The sequence below is a fragment of the Microbacterium pygmaeum genome (genome assembly GCF_900100885.1).
Lineage (GTDB): Bacteria > Actinomycetota > Actinomycetes > Actinomycetales > Microbacteriaceae > Microbacterium > Microbacterium pygmaeum.
The window spans coordinates 181,730-198,775 of the sequence record NZ_LT629692.1 but is presented as its reverse complement, the minus strand read 5'-3'; the positions used below and the strand labels follow the sequence as shown (position 1 = coordinate 198,775).

General features: G+C 69.9%; 16 protein-coding genes and 1 pseudogene. 9 read left to right on the top strand and 8 right to left on the bottom strand.

Annotated elements, in window-relative coordinates:
- Positions 1-39: 39 nt before the first annotated feature.
- The 4 genes from BLT19_RS00900 (at position 40) to BLT19_RS18070 (ending at position 4,785) form a co-directional block, all read left to right on the top strand.
- Positions 40-1,254 carry a hypothetical protein gene (locus BLT19_RS00900; protein ID WP_157681720.1) on the top strand — a complete coding sequence of 405 codons (1,215 nt, stop codon included), beginning with the start codon at positions 40-42 and terminating at the stop codon, positions 1,252-1,254.
- 95 nt (positions 1,255-1,349) lie between these two features.
- On the top strand, positions 1,350-1,547 hold the full coding sequence (locus BLT19_RS00895) for a hypothetical protein (protein ID WP_091485058.1): 198 nt from the start codon (positions 1,350-1,352) through the stop codon (positions 1,545-1,547).
- An 86-nt stretch (positions 1,548-1,633) separates the two neighbouring features.
- A complete protein-coding gene (locus tag BLT19_RS18075) occupies positions 1,634-4,561 on the top strand; it encodes a helix-turn-helix transcriptional regulator (RefSeq protein ID WP_172825569.1) in 2,928 nt (975 codons plus the stop codon).
- 95 nt (positions 4,562-4,656) lie between these two features.
- Entirely contained in the window at positions 4,657-4,785 is a 129-nt protein-coding gene (locus BLT19_RS18070; RefSeq protein WP_269457416.1) for a hypothetical protein, read from the top strand.
- 135 nt (positions 4,786-4,920) lie between these two features.
- On the opposite strand, the gene BLT19_RS00885 is transcribed toward BLT19_RS18070, so the two are convergent.
- Positions 4,921-5,478, bottom strand: coding sequence for a VanZ family protein (locus BLT19_RS00885; protein WP_091485056.1), 558 nt, complete (start codon positions 5,476-5,478; stop codon positions 4,921-4,923).
- Entirely contained in the window at positions 5,475-6,137 is a 663-nt protein-coding gene (locus tag BLT19_RS00880; protein ID WP_197672999.1) for a M15 family metallopeptidase, read from the bottom strand. Before BLT19_RS00880 ends, BLT19_RS00885 begins: the two co-directional genes overlap by 4 nt.
- Before the next feature lie 86 nt (positions 6,138-6,223).
- On the opposite strand from BLT19_RS00880, the gene BLT19_RS00875 reads away from it, so the two are divergent.
- On the top strand, positions 6,224-6,916 hold the full coding sequence (locus BLT19_RS00875; RefSeq protein WP_091485055.1) for a response regulator transcription factor: 693 nt from the start codon (positions 6,224-6,226) through the stop codon (positions 6,914-6,916).
- Positions 6,913-8,025 (top strand): sensor histidine kinase, encoded by a 1,113-nt coding sequence (locus tag BLT19_RS00870; RefSeq protein WP_091485054.1) that lies wholly within the window; start codon positions 6,913-6,915, stop codon positions 8,023-8,025. Before BLT19_RS00875 ends, BLT19_RS00870 begins: the two co-directional genes overlap by 4 nt.
- Here BLT19_RS00870 and BLT19_RS00865 read toward each other — a convergent pair.
- The 5 genes from BLT19_RS00865 to BLT19_RS00845 all read right to left on the bottom strand — a co-directional run bounded on the left by BLT19_RS00865 (position 7,971) and on the right by BLT19_RS00845 (position 12,117).
- Entirely contained in the window at positions 7,971-8,762 is a 792-nt protein-coding gene (locus BLT19_RS00865) for a class I SAM-dependent methyltransferase (RefSeq protein WP_091485053.1), read from the bottom strand. The two genes, BLT19_RS00870 and BLT19_RS00865, sit on opposite strands and share 55 nt — an antisense overlap.
- A 10-nt stretch (positions 8,763-8,772) precedes the next feature.
- The gene (locus BLT19_RS00860; RefSeq protein WP_091485052.1) at positions 8,773-9,381 is read right to left on the bottom strand and encodes a dihydrofolate reductase family protein; all 609 of its coding nucleotides are present in this window, start codon (positions 9,379-9,381) and stop codon (positions 8,773-8,775) included.
- 99 nt (positions 9,382-9,480) lie between these two features.
- Positions 9,481-10,407: an SDR family oxidoreductase gene (locus BLT19_RS00855; protein WP_091493028.1), complete on the bottom strand. Its 927-nt coding sequence runs from the start codon at positions 10,405-10,407 to the stop codon at positions 9,481-9,483.
- A gap of 94 nt (positions 10,408-10,501) precedes the next feature.
- On the bottom strand, positions 10,502-11,335 hold the full coding sequence (locus BLT19_RS00850) for a helix-turn-helix transcriptional regulator (RefSeq protein ID WP_091485051.1): 834 nt from the start codon (positions 11,333-11,335) through the stop codon (positions 10,502-10,504).
- Between the two features lie 104 nt (positions 11,336-11,439).
- Positions 11,440-12,117: a PhzF family phenazine biosynthesis protein gene (locus BLT19_RS00845; RefSeq protein ID WP_091485050.1), complete on the bottom strand. Its 678-nt coding sequence runs from the start codon at positions 12,115-12,117 to the stop codon at positions 11,440-11,442.
- 147 nt (positions 12,118-12,264) lie between these two features.
- Between BLT19_RS00845 and BLT19_RS00840 the strand changes: the two genes are divergently transcribed.
- Together BLT19_RS00840 and BLT19_RS00835 are read left to right on the top strand one after the other, a co-directional pair.
- Positions 12,265-12,804 carry a YaeQ family protein gene (locus tag BLT19_RS00840; protein WP_091485049.1) on the top strand — a complete coding sequence of 180 codons (540 nt, stop codon included), beginning with the start codon at positions 12,265-12,267 and terminating at the stop codon, positions 12,802-12,804.
- A gap of 72 nt (positions 12,805-12,876) precedes the next feature.
- Positions 12,877-13,863, top strand: a complete 987-nt coding sequence (locus tag BLT19_RS00835) for an aldo/keto reductase (RefSeq protein WP_091485048.1) — start codon at positions 12,877-12,879, stop codon at positions 13,861-13,863.
- Positions 13,864-13,878: 15 nt separating this feature from the next.
- On the opposite strand, the gene helR is transcribed toward BLT19_RS00835, so the two are convergent.
- Positions 13,879-16,035 (bottom strand): RNA polymerase recycling motor ATPase HelR, encoded by a 2,157-nt coding sequence (helR, locus tag BLT19_RS00830; RefSeq protein ID WP_091485047.1) that lies wholly within the window; start codon positions 16,033-16,035, stop codon positions 13,879-13,881.
- Here helR and BLT19_RS17905 point away from each other — a divergent pair.
- A pseudogene (locus tag BLT19_RS17905) lies at positions 15,949-17,037 on the top strand (alpha/beta hydrolase). The gene helR and the pseudogene BLT19_RS17905 overlap by 87 nt on opposite strands.
- Positions 17,038-17,046 lie beyond the last annotated feature (9 nt).

The window sequence follows — 17,046 nt, the reverse complement described above, 5'->3', positions numbered from 1 at the left end:
CGGCACGAGTCCATCTCCGGCCACTTCTATGCTGGCGGGATGGACGTCGTCTGGATCGTGCTCGGTATCGTCATCATCCTGATCGCGATCGTGGACACCTTCATCTCGGTGCTCAACTACAACGAGCGCGGACTGGTCGTCAATCATGTGGCCCGCGCGACCTGGGTGATCGTGCGCACCGTGACGCGCCGCCTCCCGCGCCGGTGGCGGCAGCTGGCACTTCGGCAGGTGACCGGCCTGGTGACGGTGAGCGTGATCCTCACCTGGCTGTCCGGTGTGATCCTCGGATACGCGCTCATCTACTACGGCGCGATGGGGTGGGGCGCGATCGACATCCGCGGCGGCGCGCCCGAGGGCTTCTGGGGCGCGCTCTACATGAGCATCGGCCAGTTCTCGACGGTCGGCGTGGAGGACATCTCGGCGGTGCACCCGGTGATCGACTTCCTGACCGTCCTCGAATCCCTGAGCTCCGTGGTGCTCCTGTCGATGATCGTCGCCTTCCTGCTGAACGTCTTCAGCGGCATCCAGATGCTCCGCTCCCTGTCCGCGGACGTCTCCCGTCCTGGCGAGGGCGATGCCACCCCACTCGCCGCGCTCTACCCCTTCTTCCCGAACGGCGAGCCGTCGGACGTCGAGCGGTACCTCACGAACACGTGGGGCGACATGAACCTGTACGGCGACGTGCTGCGGCAGACCCGCACCACCTACTTCTTCCAGAGCGGCGACGAGCAGTTCTCCGCTCCGTTCGCCCTCGGTTCGATCGGCCAGATCGTCGGCGCGCTGCGGTGGGGTCTCCCGGTCGGCGAGTACCCGGTCTCGCGCCTGCCCGGGCTGTTCCGCCTGGAGGAATCCCTGGCCGCCGCTCGCCGGTGGATCACGACCGAGATGCTGCGCCTGCCTCCGCTCGTTCCGCCGACCCCGGTGTCCTCGGCTGAATTCGCGCGCCAGCTCGGCGCCGTGCGCAGTTCGCCGGACGACGTGCCCGGTGTCGACCCCCTCGTCGCCGAATTCGACCACATGTGCCGGGCGGTCGCCCGGCTCGTCTCCCCGACGCAGGACGATGCTGTGGCGCGAAGCGCCGATCCCGCGGAAGCGTATGAGCGGTATGTCCAGTGGCTCCCGTTTGGCGCGGTCTCCGCACGGTTCGACGCGGCGCTGAGCCGCGACCTGGACTACCAGCCCGAGGACCGTGATCCGACGTCGCTTCCTTTCACCGCCGCCGGCGTCGCCCGATCGCTCCCGATGCCGAGCTGAGTCGACTCCGGCTCGAAGATAGGGCATCCTCCCGATGGGGGTGCGATGCCTTAGCGAGCAGTCTCTCCTCAGGACAGCGGACCTGAGGAGAGATCATGTACGTCAGCGAAGGAACATTCGTCCACCTGCAGCAGGCGGCCGATGAGCAGCTCAACCGCGAGCTCGAGTACCGCCGGATCGCCCAGGAGCGCGAACCGGAGACCGCCGAAGCGCACGGCCACGGACTGCGGAACGTCATCGAGCGCCTGCGCCACACGGAGCAGCCCGCAGCGCCCCGCCTGCTGCACTCCTGATGACCCTCATCGAGCCCGCTCCGGGGGGCTCGCACGCACCACGACCCTCCGACCCATATGTCGGAGGGTCGTGGAACGATGGGCTCATGCGAGCCACGGTCAGCCCTTCGCTCGTCGGCCGGCAGGCCGACTTCGAGGCGCTCGAGGACGCCTATGCCGACATCGTCTCGGGCTCGACCCGGACGCTGCTGATCGGTGGCGAGGCGGGCATCGGCAAGACCCGACTCGTGGCCGAGTTCCTGCAGTCGATGCCGCCCGAGGCGATCGTGCTGCGGGGCCAGTCCGTCGACTTCGATCGCGACGCACCGCCGTATGCGCCGATCCTGGCGGCGCTCCGCTCCCTCGCTCAAGAGGTGGGCGAGGCGGCGCTCTTCGACGCATCGGGACCGGCGCGCGACGCGCTCGCCCTGCTCCTGCCCGAACTGAGCGCCGGTGATCAGTCGAATGCGCCGGTACGCGGTGGTGCCGACCGGCTGTACGACGCCGTTGCCGAAGTCCTCGAGAATGTGGCGGCGGTGCGCCCCGTCGTACTGCTGGTCGAAGACCTCCATTGGATCGACCCGCAGAGCCTCGGCCTGCTGCGCTTTCTGATCAGGGTCGTCGAAGACTCACGTCTGCTGATCCTGCTCACCTTCCGCAGCGACGAGCTCGGTCGCGGGAGCGCGCTGCGGGCGCTGCTGCCCGAACTCGACCGGAACCGGCGGGTCGAGCGACGCGAGCTGGCCCGCCTGGACCGCCGGCAGGTCCGCGAGATGGCGACCGCGATTCTGGACTCGCCTCCCGACGAGGACGAACTCGCGCAGGTGTATGTGCGGACGGAGGGAGTTCCGTTCTTCGTCGAAGAGCTCGTCTGCTGCAGCGGCGTGCGGAGCATCGACAGCTTCCCGGACTCGCTCCGCGACATCCTCCTCGCCCGCTACGAGCAGCTCGGCGAACCGACCCAGCGCATGCTGCGGCTGCTGGCGGCCGGGGGCGTACGGGTCGAGCACGAACTCCTGGTCGAGGTCTGCGACGAATCCGCCGAGGCGATCGACCTCGCCGCAGGGGAGGCGATCGCCGCCAGCGTCCTGGTGGTCGACGGGACCGCCTATGCGTTCCGGCACGCGTTGGTGCGCGAGGCGATCCACGATCAGCTGCTGCCGGGCGAGCGGGTGCGCTTCCATACGCGCTATGCCCAGGCGCTCGCCGTCCCGTCCGGCGGGGGTGGCGCCGACGCCACCGCGATCTCGTACCACTGGATGGCCGCGCACAACGTCCGAGAGGCCTTCATCGCATCCCTCGCCGCCTACCAGCAGGCGAGGTCCTCGTTCGCCTTCGCGACGGCCGCCACGATGGGCGAGCGGGCTCTCGAGCTGTGGGAGCAGGTCTCGGATGCGGTCGAGCTCGCCGGCCGGACGAAGGTGGAACTCCTGGGTGAGATCTCCTACGTGCTGCGCAACGCGGGCGAGAGCGAGCGGGCGATCCTGCTGATCGACGAGGCGATCGCGCTCTCCGACCCCGCCGACGCGGCGGCGTACGCGCTCCTGCTCCGCAACAAGGCGTCGTATCTGGCGAACATCGGCCAGATCGGCTCCATCGATCTGCTGCGTCAGGCGCTCGCCGTGCTGGAAGGGCAGCCGCCCAGCGTGCTGCGTGCGAACGTGCTCGGTGAACTGGCCGCACGTCTCATGCTCATCGCCCGTTTCGATGCGGCGATCGAGATGGCCGACGGCGCATTCGCCGAGGCGAGTGCGGTGGACAACCGTGCGCGGATGTCGGTGGCATCCAACATCCGCGGCTTCTCGCGACTGGCCAGCGGCGACATCGAGGCCGGCATCGCGGATCTCGCGCTCGCTCGCGAATACGCGGTCGGCAACGATTCGGCGCGGCTGCGCTACTGGGTGAACCAGTCGGACGCGTTGAATCTGCTCGGGCGCTACGAGGAGGCGGTTCGCACCGCCGAGGAGGGCGCCGAGCGGGCGAGGCAGCGCGGTGTGGAGCGCACCTCGGGCGCGGTGCTGCTCTCGAACGTCATCAGCCCGCTGTACGCACTGGGACAGACGCAGCGTGCTGACGAGATGCTCGATCGCGCGCTCGAGCTGGATGCCCCCATCGGCTTCAGCGCGCCGCTGCGACGACTGAAGGTGCACGCCGTGCTGTGGTCAGGCGACCGTCCGCTCGCGGAGCGGCTGCTGCGCGGCTGGGACGCGTCGCTGCGGCAGCAGAGCCGGTTGGACACCCAGGCGCAGCTGGGCCTTGCGCTGGTGAGCGGCGAGCTCGCGCTCGCGCGGGGTGACGCGGCGGCGGCGTGGTCTGACGTGCGCGTGCTGATCGAACCGGAACGCCATCCCTTCGCCGCCTACGACCTTCCGCTCGTGGCGCTCGCGGCGCGTGTGCTGGCCGCTGCGCGGGTGACGGGCAGAGCGCTGTCGGATGCGAACGGCGAGCCACGGTCGAGTGGAGCACTCGAAGGCGACGTCCGCATCGCGCTCTCCGCCGCGAGCGTCTGGCCGACAGCACCTGCCTACGCGGCGATCGTGGACGCCGAGCTGGGCGGCCCGCGCGGCACCGGAACGGATCCCGAGCTCTGGCAGATCGCCATCGCCGCGACGGCAGACGCCGTCGCGCCGGCGCAACTGCTGCCGTATGCCCAGTTCCGGCTCGCCGAAGCGCTCGCCAACGCGGGTGATCGCGCGGGCGCGCGCGCTGCGGCGCACGCGGCGCGCGACCGGGCCGAGTCCATCGGCATGGGCCTCATCGTCGACAGCGTGACGGAGCTCGAGCGTCGGGTCGGTGCGGCAACCGCGGATCACCGCGATGCGCCGGCGGATGCCGCATCCCTCGACGCCCTCCTCACCGAGCGCGAGCGGCAGGTGCTCGACCTGGTCGCGCGGGGACTGAGCAACGGGCAGATCGCCGAGCAGCTCTTCATCAGCACGAAGACCGCGAGCGTGCACGTCTCGAACATCCTCCGCAAGACCGGCGCGACGACCCGCACCGAGGCGGCGTACCTGTCGGCTCACGCGTCGCCCTGAGCAGCGCACAGAGGATACGGCAGGTGCCCCATGCATTCCTGCTACCTCAGAGACGAACGTCGGGTTCAACGAAGAACCCGTCATCGGAGGCTGTCATGGCAATCATCCTGCTCATCATCATCGCCGTCGTCGTGCTCGCCGCGGTCGCCGCGACGCTTATCGAGGTCGTCCGCGACGGCTACCACGCGGTGGCGACCCGGCGCGATCTCGTCCGGCTTCCCTGAAATCCGCAGCGGGGCGTCCCCACCGGGCACACTGGGCGTTGACCGCCCGGTCGCACGGACGAAGGGAAGCTGGAATGGAACCGTCGGAGTCGAACGCGCCGCACCTCGCGACATTCCCGCGGGAGGCGCAGGGGATCACCCCGCTGCGAACTTGAGCGGGGCGAGCCCGCCGGGAGCCGGATCCAACGCCGAGAGCGCGAGCGCGAGGACCGCGCCCACCAGACCGATCGCGACGATCACCGCCCAGGCGCCCCGGGCCCGCGGTCCGAACGCGAGGCGGCTCAGTCCGAGCAGCAGCATCCCCAGCACGCCGCCCGCGGTGTTGACGATCACGTCGGTCAGATCCGCTGCCCCGATCGCGAGAACCCACTGCGCGGTCTCGAGCGCGGCGCTGAACAGCGCCACGCTGCCGAGCGTCTTCCACCACGACCAGGACGGCGCGATCAGACCCATCAGGATGCCGAACGGCACGAAGAGAACGAGATTCGCCAGGACCTCCCGAGGCGCGTTCGAGCCGAGACCGTCGGCGGCCACGAACGGGACGAGCTTGAGCGTCCGATCCTCGGCGCCGCCGATGTACGGTGCGTGCAGCTTGAAGAGAACGAGCCACACGAGCAGGGCCAGATACGCGACGAACATTCCCGTCACCAGCACGTGCCGCGGCCGAATGGCGGCATCCCGGTAGACGGTCATCGCTGCGTCCTCGGATCCTCGGTCGGATCGGAGTACGACGCCGGGCAGCCGTCGGTGATCGCCTCGGGTCGCAGCTCGAAATGCCACATCTCGTTCGCGTAGGTCTGGCACAGTCCGTAGGCCGCGCCGTACTGCGACAGCCAGGACTGCGCATCGACCGGCCCGATGTCGATCGCATCGCCCGCCACGTGGGCTGACGTCTCCGCGGTGAGCACCCACCGCGCCGCCTCCGACTCGGAGCCGTACTGCGCGAGCGCATCCTGCAGCAGCTGATCCTGGTACGCCGCCGATCGCCAGCCGCTGTTGACGATGAAGCGGATGCCGTCCGCCGACGCATCATCGGCGGCCGCGCGCACCGCCTTCAGCAGGTCGGCGTGGATATTCGCCACGGCCGGGTACTCGCCATCGAAGACGCCGACCCCGTCCGGCAGGATGCCGTCCGCCTCGGTGAGACCACCCGCACCGCCCGGTACGCCAGGTGACCCTTGGTGGGGCCCGTCGTCGAACGCCGGGGTCACCGTCGAGGAGAACGTCGGCGCCTCTCCCGACGATGCCGCCTGCGAAGCGACGATCCCCGCGATCGCGGCACTGGCCATCAGGACCGTGGCCGCTCCGGTGGCGAGGATCCGGCGTGGGCGTATCCGAGTCGTCTGCGTCATGCACCCACTCCAGGCGAGGCGCTGTTGCCGGAGCGTATGCACAATCGCATACGCCCGCGATATGCCGGCTTCGTAGCATGGAGCCCATGCGTGTGCTGATCGTCGAGGACGAGCCCTTCATGGCGGAGGCGATCCGCGACGGGCTGCGCCTCGAAGCGATCGCCGCCGACATCGCCGGCGACGGCGATACCGCGCGGGAACTGCTGAGCATCAACGCGTATGACATCGCGATCCTCGACCGCGACATCCCCGGTCCTTCAGGCGACGAGATCGCCGAAGACCTTGTCGCCTCGGGCAGCGGCATCCCGATCCTCATGCTGACCGCCGCCGATCGTCTCGACGACAAGGCCTCCGGCTTCGAGCTGGGAGCCGATGACTACCTGACCAAGCCGTTCGAGCTGCGCGAGCTCGTCCTGCGGCTGCGTGCTCTGGACCGACGGCGCGCGCACAGCCGACCGCCCGTGCGCGAGATCGCGGGGCTGCGCCTCGACCCGTTCCGGCGCGAGGTCTTCCGCGACGGGAGGTACGTCGCCCTCACCCGCAAGCAGTTCGCCGTGCTGGAGGTCCTGATCGCCGCCGAAGGCGGCATCGTCAGCGCCGAGCAGCTGCTGGAGCGGGCGTGGGACGAGAACGCCGACCCGTTCACCAACGCGGTGCGCATCACCGTCTCGGCACTTCGGAAGAGACTCGGCGAGCCGTGGGTGATCGCGACCGTGCCGGGCGTCGGCTACCGGATCGCGGCGGACACGGATGCCGCGCCCGCGGCGAGCATCCCATGATCAGAGAGCGCGGGCTCAGCGTCCGGGTCAAGCTCACCCTGAGCTACGCGGGCTTCCTGCTGGTGGCCGGCGGACTCCTGCTCGCCGTGGTGTGGGTGTTCCTGTTGCGCTACGTGCCGTCGGGTCCGATCTCGGGCGACGGACCGTTCATCCCCAACCGCGGAGACCTGGTGCGGGCATTCGTCCCGCCCGCAGCGTGGGCGCTGGTGTTCCTGCTGGTGTTCGGGCTGGTCGGCGGGTGGATCCTGGCGGGCCGGATGCTGGCTCCGCTGGCGCGCATCACCGCCGCGACCCGCAAGGTGGGGGAGGGGTCGCTCTCGCACCGGATCGACCTCGAAGGCCCCGACGACGAGTTCCGCGAACTGGCCGACAGCTTCGACGCGATGCTCGCCCGCCTCGAGGCCCACGTCGCCGAGCAGCAGCGCTTCGCAGCGAACGCCTCGCACGAGTTGCGCACCCCCCTGGCGATCTCGCAGACGCTGCTGGATGTGGCGCGGAGCGACGCCGACCGCGGACCCGACCCGCTGCTGGACCGGCTGTACGCGGTGAACGCGCGGGCCATCGAGCTCACCGAGGCGCTGCTGGTCCTGAGTCGCACCGACCGGCGCGCGTTCGTGCGCGAGGCGGTGGATCTGTCGCTGCTGGCCGAGGAGGCAGCCGAGACCCTTCTGCCGCTCGCCGAAGCGCGACGCGTGGTCATCGAGACCGACGGGGATGTCACGCCGGCGGTCGGATCGCCCGCGCTGCTGCTGCAGCTGACCACGAATCTCCTGCACAACGGGATCGTGCACAACGGTCCGGACGGTGGGGTCGCGACCGTCACGACCGCGATACGCCGCGAGGCGGCCGTGCTGACCGTGGAGAATTCCGGTCCCGTCCTTCCAGCGCCGCTCGTCGCCACGCTGACCGAACCGTTCCAGCGCGGCACCGAGCGCATCCGCGCCGACGACACCGGGGTCGGCCTCGGACTCGCGATCGTGAAGAGCATCACCGACGCGCACGACGGTGCGCTGGATATCGTCGCGCTGCCGGAGGGTGGTCTGCGGGTGACCGTTCAGCTGCCGCGCCGGCCGCGGCCGGCCGCTCGGCGGCCCACCGTCGTGACGTAGCTGTTCTGCCAGCTCCAGAAGTCTTCGTTCTCGAACAGCGCCATCGCGTCGTCCCAGACGCGTGGAGAGATGAAGCCGGATGCCAGGAGGCGGTCGTGCAACTCATGCATGGTCGAGGAGAGGTAGCGCGCGGTGAGCGAGCCGCCGCGGTACAGGATCGTCTCTCCCCAGGCCCGCACGTCTTGCAGGCCGAGTGCGATCATGCGGGCAGCGATGCGACGACCGACGAAATAGTCGATGTCCTCGCTCGCCGCCCATGCCAGCCAGCCCTCCCAGAAGTCACGCAGTTCCGGATTGTCGGTTGCGAGCACCGGATGGAAGTCGGGCTCTTCCAGCACGAGCCATCCGCCCTCCCCCACCGCCTCAGCCAGTCGGCCGAGGACGGCCGTGCGGCCCGGGAGATGGTGCAGCAGAGCCCGCGCGACCACGAGGTCGTACCCGGATCCGAGTTCGTCGCTGGTCACGTCGATCGCCTTCACCTCGACGTTGGGCGCCTCCACTGCCCGGATCAGGTCGGGCGTGAGATCGCTGACGATCACCGAGCCGGTCTCCCCGACCTGTTGGCCCAGCCATCGGGAGACGCTGCCGTTGCCCGCGCCGACTTCGAGACAGCGCCACCCTTGCCCGACGCCGATCTGCCGCAGGCGGAAGAACAGCTGCGGGTCGAGCATCTGCGACATCAGGGCGAGACGGTCGGGTTCGCCGCTCAGATCGTGCGGAAGTGCGTATCGGTCCATCTCATCGCCCTCACTCAGCCGGTCCGATCACGTCGTAGAAGAGGTGCGTGACGCCCGTCCCCACGACGACCCGCTGCTGTTCGAGCTGAACCGGTGATCCGTCGAGCTCATCGAACAGGCGGATGCCGCGACCGAGCAGTACGGGAGTCAGATGGATCCAGAGCTCATCGAGCAGCCCGAGTCGCAGGCACTGCATGGCGATGTCTCCACCGGCCACTCCGACGGGCCTGTCGCCGATCGCCGCGGCCTTGGCCTGGCGGATCGCGCTCTCGACCCCGTCCGTCACGAAGGTGAAGGGGCTCTCGCAATCGCGCCACTCCTCCGGCACCTCATGGGTGACGATGAAGCTCGGGATCCCCATCGGATCCTCGCCGCCCCACGCCTCGGCGTCATCGAAGGTCACCCGCCCGGTGACGTTCGCGCCGAGCTCGAAGGCGGCGCGCACGATCGGGGCGCTGACCTCATCGACGTGGAACGTGAGATCGCTGTGCGGCATCTGCACCGCGACCTCCCCGCCGTCGTACCAGGCGTGCACGTGTTCTGTGGAATGCTCGGGCGTCGCGACGAAACCGTCCAGCGACATCGACATCTCGACGACGACTTTCGACCGATCGCTCATGCGGCCGCTCCCTCCGTGTGCCGACCTCCGTCCACGGTAGAGCGCTCGGCCAGCTGTCGCTACGGGGTCGCCTGCGCTCGATGGATCGCCACACCGCGGCTACGACTGTGCGAATCGTGGGCCGACGAGTCGAGCCGACAGGTCCCACAGCCGTTGCGCATCCTCCATGCTGCGCAACGGCGCCCACAGGTCCTGGCGTACCGGCGGTCCCCCGATGACGCGCTTCGGACCGTAGAATTCGTCGCCGCCGGCGTGCGCGTCGGCTGCGGCCAGCAGGGCGGGCAGCGCCGCGCTGTCCACGGTGCCCGTGATCCCCACGCGCGACATCAGCTGGATCAGGCGTCGTGCGCCGGTCGCCCGTTCGCGGCCCATCGCGGGCTGCGCTGCGAGCAGATTGGTGGGCGAGACTCCCGGGTGCGCCAGGTTGCTGGTCACCCCCCATCCCTCGGTGCGGCTGCGCGCGTCGAGGTCACGGGCGAAGAGTCCGACGGCGATCTTCGACTGGGCGTACGCCTTCATGCCGTCGTACGTGCGTTCCCAGTTCGGGTCGCTCCAGTTGATCCCACCGCTGCGTGCCGCCACGCTGGTCTGGTGCGTGACCCGGGCGCGCCCTGCACGCAGTAGCGGCAGCAGCCCGAGGGTCAGTGTGAAATGGCCCAGGTGGTTGGTGCCGAACTGCAACTCGAAGCCGTCGCGAGTGGCCTGATGGTCCGGCGGCGTCATCACCCCGGCATTGTTGACGAGCAGCTGGATCGGCCGGCCCTCGGCGGCGAGCGCGTCCACGAGGGCGGCAACCGACTCGAGTGACGAAAGGTCGAGTGCGCGGATGGTCACGCGGGCGCCCGGCACCCGGCTGCGGATGAGATCTGCGGATGCCTCGCCCTTGGCGATCGTGCGGACGGGCAGCACCACCTCGGCGCCGGCGGCAGCGAGTCGGGTCGCGATCACCCGCCCGATGCCGTCGCTTGCGCCGGTGACGACGGCGAGGCGGCCGGTCAGGTCGGGGATCTGAAGTTCGGTAGTCATGAGACCACCCTCGCGCCGCCCCGCGGAAGGATGCAGTGCCTCCTCATCCACTGACCCGCGATCCACCCCTCGGGCGCAGGCGTGCGGGGGAGGGTCAGGCCAGCGACTGCGCGCCGATCACCGACAGCAGGCGCAGCTTCTCGTAGCTGGTGCTGCCGGGCTCGGCGGTGTAGACGAGCAGCCGATGCGACTGATCCGGATCGATCAGCGTCTGGCAGTTCAGCTCCAGCTCTCCGACCTCGGGGTGCGTGAAGCGCTTGAGGTCAGGCGGCCGCAGACCGACCTCGTGCAGGTCCCAGAGCCGGCGGAATTCGGAACTCTGTGCGAGCAGCAGCTCGGCGAGCTCCGCGGCGCGCGATCCAGGGCCGCGGAGCGTCACGAGCTCACGCAGGCCGGCCGCGTATACGCGGGAGAGCAGAGCCTGCTCCTCGGGCGGGTACGGCGCACGCGCGGCGGGGTCGCTGAACCACCGGTACCCGATGCTGCGTGCAGGACCCTCGCGATTCGACGCGCTTCCCAGGAGTGCCACCCCGGTGGGCGTCTGCCGCAGTGTCTCCCCGACTTCGCTGACGATCTCGGCGGGCGTGTCCTGGAGTCGGTCGAAGATGCGCAGCAAGCCCGGGCTGACGTGGTCGCTGGAGGATCCGCGTGCCGGCGGGTTGTGCCCGGCCAGGCGGAAGATGTGGTCGCGCTCGCCGACCGTCAGGTGCAGGCCCTGGGCGATCGAGGCCATCATCTGCTCCGAGGGCTGCGGACCGGTCGCCCGCTCCAGCCGTGCGTAGTAGTCCGTGGACATGTGGGAGAGCGCGGCGACCTCTTCGCGGCGCAGGCCGTCCGTGCGCCGCCGCGGGCCGCGTGTGAGCCCGACGTCCTCCGGCTGCAGCGACTCGCGCCGGCGCCGCAGGAACGCCAGTCCTTCGCGATCCATGCCACCGCCCTCCCGCCTGCCAGCGTACGGGTGGGCGCGGGCGCCAGCCATGGCCCGGTGATCCACCCCTGCAGTGGTTCCGGTGGCGCGGCAGAGCGTGTGTCTCAGCGCAGCTCGAGCGTGCGGGCGTCCGACACGTTGCCGCCCACCTCGATCTGCTGGCCGAGATACCGCACGTGCGTGTGCAGCAGCGATCCCTGTCCCTGCACGATCTGCAGGTCGCGACCCAGCTCCGCGCTGAGCCGCACCGCGGCGGCTCCGGTGGCTTCGTCCTCGCGGATTCCCAGATCCGGGGCGAACATGCGCGCCCGCACCCGGTGCTGGTCCTCATCGATCCATGCCCACAGGTAATGCAGCCCCTGCGCGAACGCATCGGGGTCGACGGCGCGCAGCTCGTGGGCCGAATCCAGCTGCTGGAACTCGAAGGCCGGCGTCCACTCCGGCATCGCCGTGACGAATGTGCGTTCGCCGTCGAAACGAACCCGCACGCTTCCCGCGGGGACGTGAATCGCCTTCACCTCGTCGCCGTTGCTGCGCAGCCACGCCGCCAGGCCCACGGTCGGGTGCCCGGCGAAAGGCAGTTCCTGGGTCGGGGTGAAGATCCGGGCGGTCGCGACACCGTCGACGCCGTCGATGAAGATCGTCTCGCTGAAGCCGAGGTCGGCCGCGATCTGCTGCTCCTGCTTGCGTGTCGATGAGGACGCCCAGAGGATGCCGAGCGGATTGCCATGCTGTCCCTTGTCGTCGACGAACACGTCCACGACGTTCGCAAGAATGCTCACGGATCGATTCTTACAGGGCGGCACTGCAGCCGCGAGACGATCACGGGATGTGCCAGAAGCGGGTGCCGAGGCCGCTCGCGCATGTAGCCGCCCCTCCGCGTGCATTGCGGGATCCGTCGTCGACAAGGGGCAGTAGGCTCGGGCGCTATGGCCGCAGGCGCAGTGATGTACACGTTCGCCGTGCAGCTGGCCGACGTCGACCGCGGGATCTACGACGAGCTGAGTCTGCGCGCGGCGCGGCATCCGTCCGAGACCGACGCTTACATGATGACCCGGGTGCTGGCGTACTGCCTCGAGTTCGACGATGGCATCGTCTTCGGCGAGGGGATCTCGGCGACGAACGAGCCGGCCGTCCTGATCCGCGATCTGACCGGTCGCATCACGGCGTGGATCGAGGTGGGTGCCCCTGACGCGGAACGCCTGCACTACGGCAGCAAGCTGGCAGACCGGACCACGGTGTACACGCACCGTGATCCGGCCAAAGTGCTGGCGCCGTGGGTCGGCAAGCGGATCCACCGGTCCGAGTCGATCGTGCTGCACAGCTTCGATCCCGGCTTCGTCGACGGCGCAGTCGCCGCGCTGGAGCGCCGGAACACCATGACGCTCTCGATCACCGAGCGCCAGCTGTACCTCGAACTGAACGGCGTGCACCTCAGCTCGGCGGTCCACGACCACCCGCTGGAGTAGTCGGACACCCGACTGAGAAATCGGTTACCGAAACCGGCCGCCGAGGAGCCCGGTCGTGTGAGCATGGGATGCATGGACTACACGTACCTCGGACGCACCGGAACCTCCGTCTCGCGCATCGTGCTGGGCACGATGAACTTCGGCGACCGCACCACTGAGGAGGATTCGTTCGCGATCCTCGACCGTGCGATCGAGCTGGGCATCAACTTCATCGACACGGCGAACGGCTACGGCGGGTCGGGCGGCAGGGGCGCCACCGAGGAGATCATCGGCCGCTGGTTCGCGGCACGCCCTGGCGTGCGCGATGACGTGGTCCTGGCGACGAAGGTGCACTCGCCGATGGTCGACCCGACGCCCGACGGCGATGTCGTGAACGCTCGCGGCGCGTCGGCGTGGCAGGTGCGGCGAGAGGCGATCGGCTCGCTGCGGCGCCTGCAGACGGACCGCATCGACCTCTACCAGTTCCATCACATCGACCGGCACATCTCGTGGCCAGAGCTGTGGCAGTCGATGGAGACGCTCGTCGCCCGTGGCGAGGTCGTGTACACCGGCAGCTCCAACTTCGCCGCGTGGAACATCGCCCAGGCCAACGAGGTCGCGCAGCAGCGCCACTTCCTGGGGCTCGTGAGCGAGCAGTCGCTCTACAACCTGACGCAGCGATCCATCGAGCTCGAGGTCCTGCCCGCCGCGCAGCACTACGGTCTCGGCATCCTGCCGTGGTCGCCGCTGGCCGGTGGACTCCTCAGCGGCGGGTCGAACGATGCGAAGGCGCGATCGAACACCGAGCGGGTGAGCTCGGCGCGCGCGGAGCGCCAGGAACAGCTGGACGCCTACGACTCCTTCGCGCGAGAGCGCGGCTGGACGCCGTCGGCACTCGGTCTGGCGTGGCTGCTGCACCAGCCGGGCGTGACAGGGCCGATCATCGGGCCCCGCACCGTCGAGCAGCTCGAATCCGCGGTCACCGCGCTGGAGATCCACCTCAGCGAGGACGACCTGCGCAGCCTCGACGAACTGTTCCCCGGCCCGGGCGGACAGGCGCCCGAGGCGTACGCCTGGTAGCTGCGCGCCGCCCGGTCAGGGCGACGTGAGGATGACGAGCTGCTGCGTCGCGCGCGTCATCGAGACGTAGCGATCCACCGCGCCTTCGATGCCGTCGCCGAACGCATCCGGGTCGACCAGCACCACCAGATCGAACTCGAGCCCCTTCGCCGATTCCGGTGTCAGCGAGCGCACGCGCGGCCGGGCGACGAAGGATCGGCTTCCGATCACGCACGCGATCGCGTCCGGGTGCCGGGACTCCCATTCGCCGAGCACCGCGCCGAGTTCGTCGATCGCGCCGCGTCGGACGGGCAGCCCGCTCCCGCGGATCGAGGTGGGGACGTTCGCATCGGGGATCGCCGCCCGGATGACGGGTTCCGCCTCGGCCATGATCTCTTCGGGAGTCCGGTAGTTGACCGTCAACGGGGCCCGCGTGATCCGGTCGAGTCCCGCCGACGTGAGGCGCTCCTCCCACGTCCGCGTGAAGCCGTGCCGGGCCTGGGCGCGGTCGCCGACCACCGTGAAGCTGCGCGTCGGGCATCGCAGCAGCAGCATCTGCCACTGCGCGTCGGTCATCTCCTGCGCTTCGTCGACGACGATGTGGGCGAACGGCCCGGCGAAGCGGGGGGCGCGCACGTCCGGCTCGCCGGCGCCGTCGATCAGCGTGTACTGGAAGTCGTCCCTGCGCAGCATCGACATGACCTGCATCTCGGAGTCATCCGCGGCGATCAGGTGCTCGATGACCTCCGCCATCTCCGCCCGCTCGGCGGCCTGACGCGCCTCCCGCCGGCGTCGGCGCACCGTCGCCTCGGCGTCACCGAGTCGAAGGCGCGCGGCATCCAGCAGCGGCAGGTCCGCGTCCGTCCAGGCGCTGCCCTCGGCGCGCTGCAGCACCCGCACCTCGTCCGGCCCGAGCCAGGGAGCGCAGCGACGCAGGTAGGCGGGCACCGACCACAGCGTGCCGACGACGTAGTCGGCCTCCAGCAGCGGCCACGCCCGGTTGAAGGTGCGCATGAGCCCGTCGTCGGCCAGCAGAGAGCGGCGGAGGGCAGCGAGCGGGACCCCGCCCGCCGTCTGATCCGTCGCGCTGTCGAGGAGGATGTCCAGCAGGGCCTCGAGCACGTCGTCGCGGGCTTCGTTGTGCGGGACGCCGGACTCGGCGGCCTGGAACGCTTCGGTCCACTCCTCGGGTCCGATCTCCAGATCCAGCCACGGGGTCTCGACGCGGAGGCGGACCGTCGGCGGCTCCTCGTAGAGGCCGACCGCCGGTTCGATCGCCGCGATCATGCGCGCGCTCGACTTCAGCCGCACCACCTCCGTATCCGCTTCCGCGACGGCGGCAGCACCCTCCGGCACCAGATCGCGCAGTGTGCACAGCTCCACGCCGTCCTCGCTGAGCCCCGGGAGGATGTCGGAGACGTACGCGAGGTAGGGTTCGTGCGGCCCGACGAACAGCACCCCACCACGACGGCGGTCCACACGCGGGTCGGAGTACAGCAGGTAGGCCGCGCGGTGCAGCGCCACCACGGTCTTTCCCGTGCCGGGTCCGCCGTCCACGACGAGCGTCCCAGGCGACGGCGCCCGGATGATGGCATCCTGATCCGCCTGAATCGTGGAGAGCACATCGCGCATCCGCTCCGAGCGGGTGCTGCCGAGACTGGCCAGGAACGCGGACTGATCATCGAGCGCTGCCGTACCGGCGAGACCTTCGGCGGTGAACACCTCGTCCCAGTAGTCGTGGATGCGCCCGCCGTGCCAGCGATACCGGCGGCGGCTGAGCAGTCCCATCGGATTCGCGTGGGTCGCCCCGAAGAACGGCTCGGCGGCGGGGGATCGCCAGTCGCGGAGGATGCTGGAGTTCGAGGCGTCCGTGAGCCCGATGCGTCCGATGTACACCGGCTCGCGATCATCGGCGAACACCATCTTGCCGAGACACAGATCCAGTCCGAAGCGGCGGAGCGTGCTCAGCCGGGTCGAGAGGCGGCGCACCTCGAGGTCGCGGTCCATCGCCTCCTGGCCGGTGCCGCCCGGCTGAGCGAGCGCTTCGTCGCGGCGCCGGATCACCTCGGCGACGGTCTGGTCCAGGGTCGCGGACAGCAACGCGAAATGCGCTTCGTCGGCGGCGATCAGCGCCGGGTCGGCCTTGGCCGCCACCTGCGGATCGAGGTCGAAGACATGGAGGGGATCGGTCACGACGGACAAGTATGCGCTCGACCCGGGGCCTTGCGGCAAGGCCCCCACCGGGCCCTATCCTGGAAATGCGAGGAGGACGCCGTGGGGGATGTGCCACCGGGCGCCGATGGGGGAATCGGCGCCGTGCGCGAGATGCTCGGCTCGAAGCCGCGCCCGGTCGGCTGGGAGCAGCGCCGCGCGCGGATCGACGAGGTCGGTTCGGCGTGGCCGATCGCGACGGACATCCGGCTCACGGCGGTCGATGTCGACGGCCTCACCGGTGAATGGTCGCTCGCTCCGGATGCCGACGACGGCAGCGCCCTGCTCTTCTTCCACGGTGGCGGGTATGCCTCCGGGTCGATCCTCAGTCACCGCAGCATGGTCACGGAGGCCGGCCGAGCGGCCGGCATCCGCACGCTCGCCGTCGAGTACCGCCGGTCGCCGGAGTATCCGTTCCCGACCGCCGTGGACGACGCGGTCCGCGCGTGGGACTGGTTGCGCGCGAGCGGCCTCGACGCTGATCGCATCGTGCTCGGCGGCGACAGCGCCGGCGGGGGTCTGGTGCTCGCCGTCTGGCAGCGGTTGCGCGATGCCGGCGAGCCCGGGCCGGCCGCCCTGTGGCTCGTATCGCCGTGGACGGATCTGACGCTGTCGGGCGAGAGTCTCGATCTGAAGGACGCGGTCGATCCGCTCCTGCACCGGGCGTACCTGGCGGAGCTCGCCGCCGCGTAAGTCCCACATGCATCGGGTCGTACCGATCCGCTGGTCTCGCCGCTGTTCGCGGACCTCGCGGGCCTGCCGCCGACGCTGATCCAGGTGGGCACCGACGAAACGCTGCTCGACGACGCGGTGCGCCTCGCCCGTGCCGCCGGCCTGGCGGGCGCCGCGGTGACGCTGCAGACCTACCCGCTCATGATCCACGCATTCCCGTTGTGGAATGCGGTGCTGAGCGAAGCGCGCCGGGCGCTCTCGGAGTTCGGCGCCTTCGCCCGATCGCGGCTGGGCGGTCCTTTCGGCGGGTAGCGTGAGGGG

Coding starts and splice junctions, on each gene's coding strand:
- BLT19_RS00900 (WP_157681720.1), top strand. CDS start 40: ATGGACGTCGTCTGGATCGTGCTCGGTATCGTCATCATCCTGATCGCG.
- BLT19_RS00895 (WP_091485058.1), top strand. CDS start 1,350: ATGTACGTCAGCGAAGGAACATTCGTCCACCTGCAGCAGGCGGCCGAT.
- BLT19_RS18075 (WP_172825569.1), top strand. CDS start 1,634: ATGCGAGCCACGGTCAGCCCTTCGCTCGTCGGCCGGCAGGCCGACTTC.
- BLT19_RS18070 (WP_269457416.1), top strand. CDS start 4,657: ATGGCAATCATCCTGCTCATCATCATCGCCGTCGTCGTGCTCGCCGCG.
- BLT19_RS00885 (WP_091485056.1), bottom strand. CDS start 5,478: ATGACCGTCTACCGGGATGCCGCCATTCGGCCGCGGCACGTGCTGGTG.
- BLT19_RS00880 (WP_197672999.1), bottom strand. CDS start 6,137: ATGACGCAGACGACTCGGATACGCCCACGCCGGATCCTCGCCACCGGA.
- BLT19_RS00875 (WP_091485055.1), top strand. CDS start 6,224: ATGCGTGTGCTGATCGTCGAGGACGAGCCCTTCATGGCGGAGGCGATC.
- BLT19_RS00870 (WP_091485054.1), top strand. CDS start 6,913: ATGATCAGAGAGCGCGGGCTCAGCGTCCGGGTCAAGCTCACCCTGAGC.
- BLT19_RS00865 (WP_091485053.1), bottom strand. CDS start 8,762: ATGGACCGATACGCACTTCCGCACGATCTGAGCGGCGAACCCGACCGT.
- BLT19_RS00860 (WP_091485052.1), bottom strand. CDS start 9,381: ATGAGCGATCGGTCGAAAGTCGTCGTCGAGATGTCGATGTCGCTGGAC.
- BLT19_RS00855 (WP_091493028.1), bottom strand. CDS start 10,407: ATGACTACCGAACTTCAGATCCCCGACCTGACCGGCCGCCTCGCCGTC.
- BLT19_RS00850 (WP_091485051.1), bottom strand. CDS start 11,335: ATGGATCGCGAAGGACTGGCGTTCCTGCGGCGCCGGCGCGAGTCGCTG.
- BLT19_RS00840 (WP_091485049.1), top strand. CDS start 12,265: ATGGCCGCAGGCGCAGTGATGTACACGTTCGCCGTGCAGCTGGCCGAC.
- BLT19_RS00835 (WP_091485048.1), top strand. CDS start 12,877: ATGGACTACACGTACCTCGGACGCACCGGAACCTCCGTCTCGCGCATC.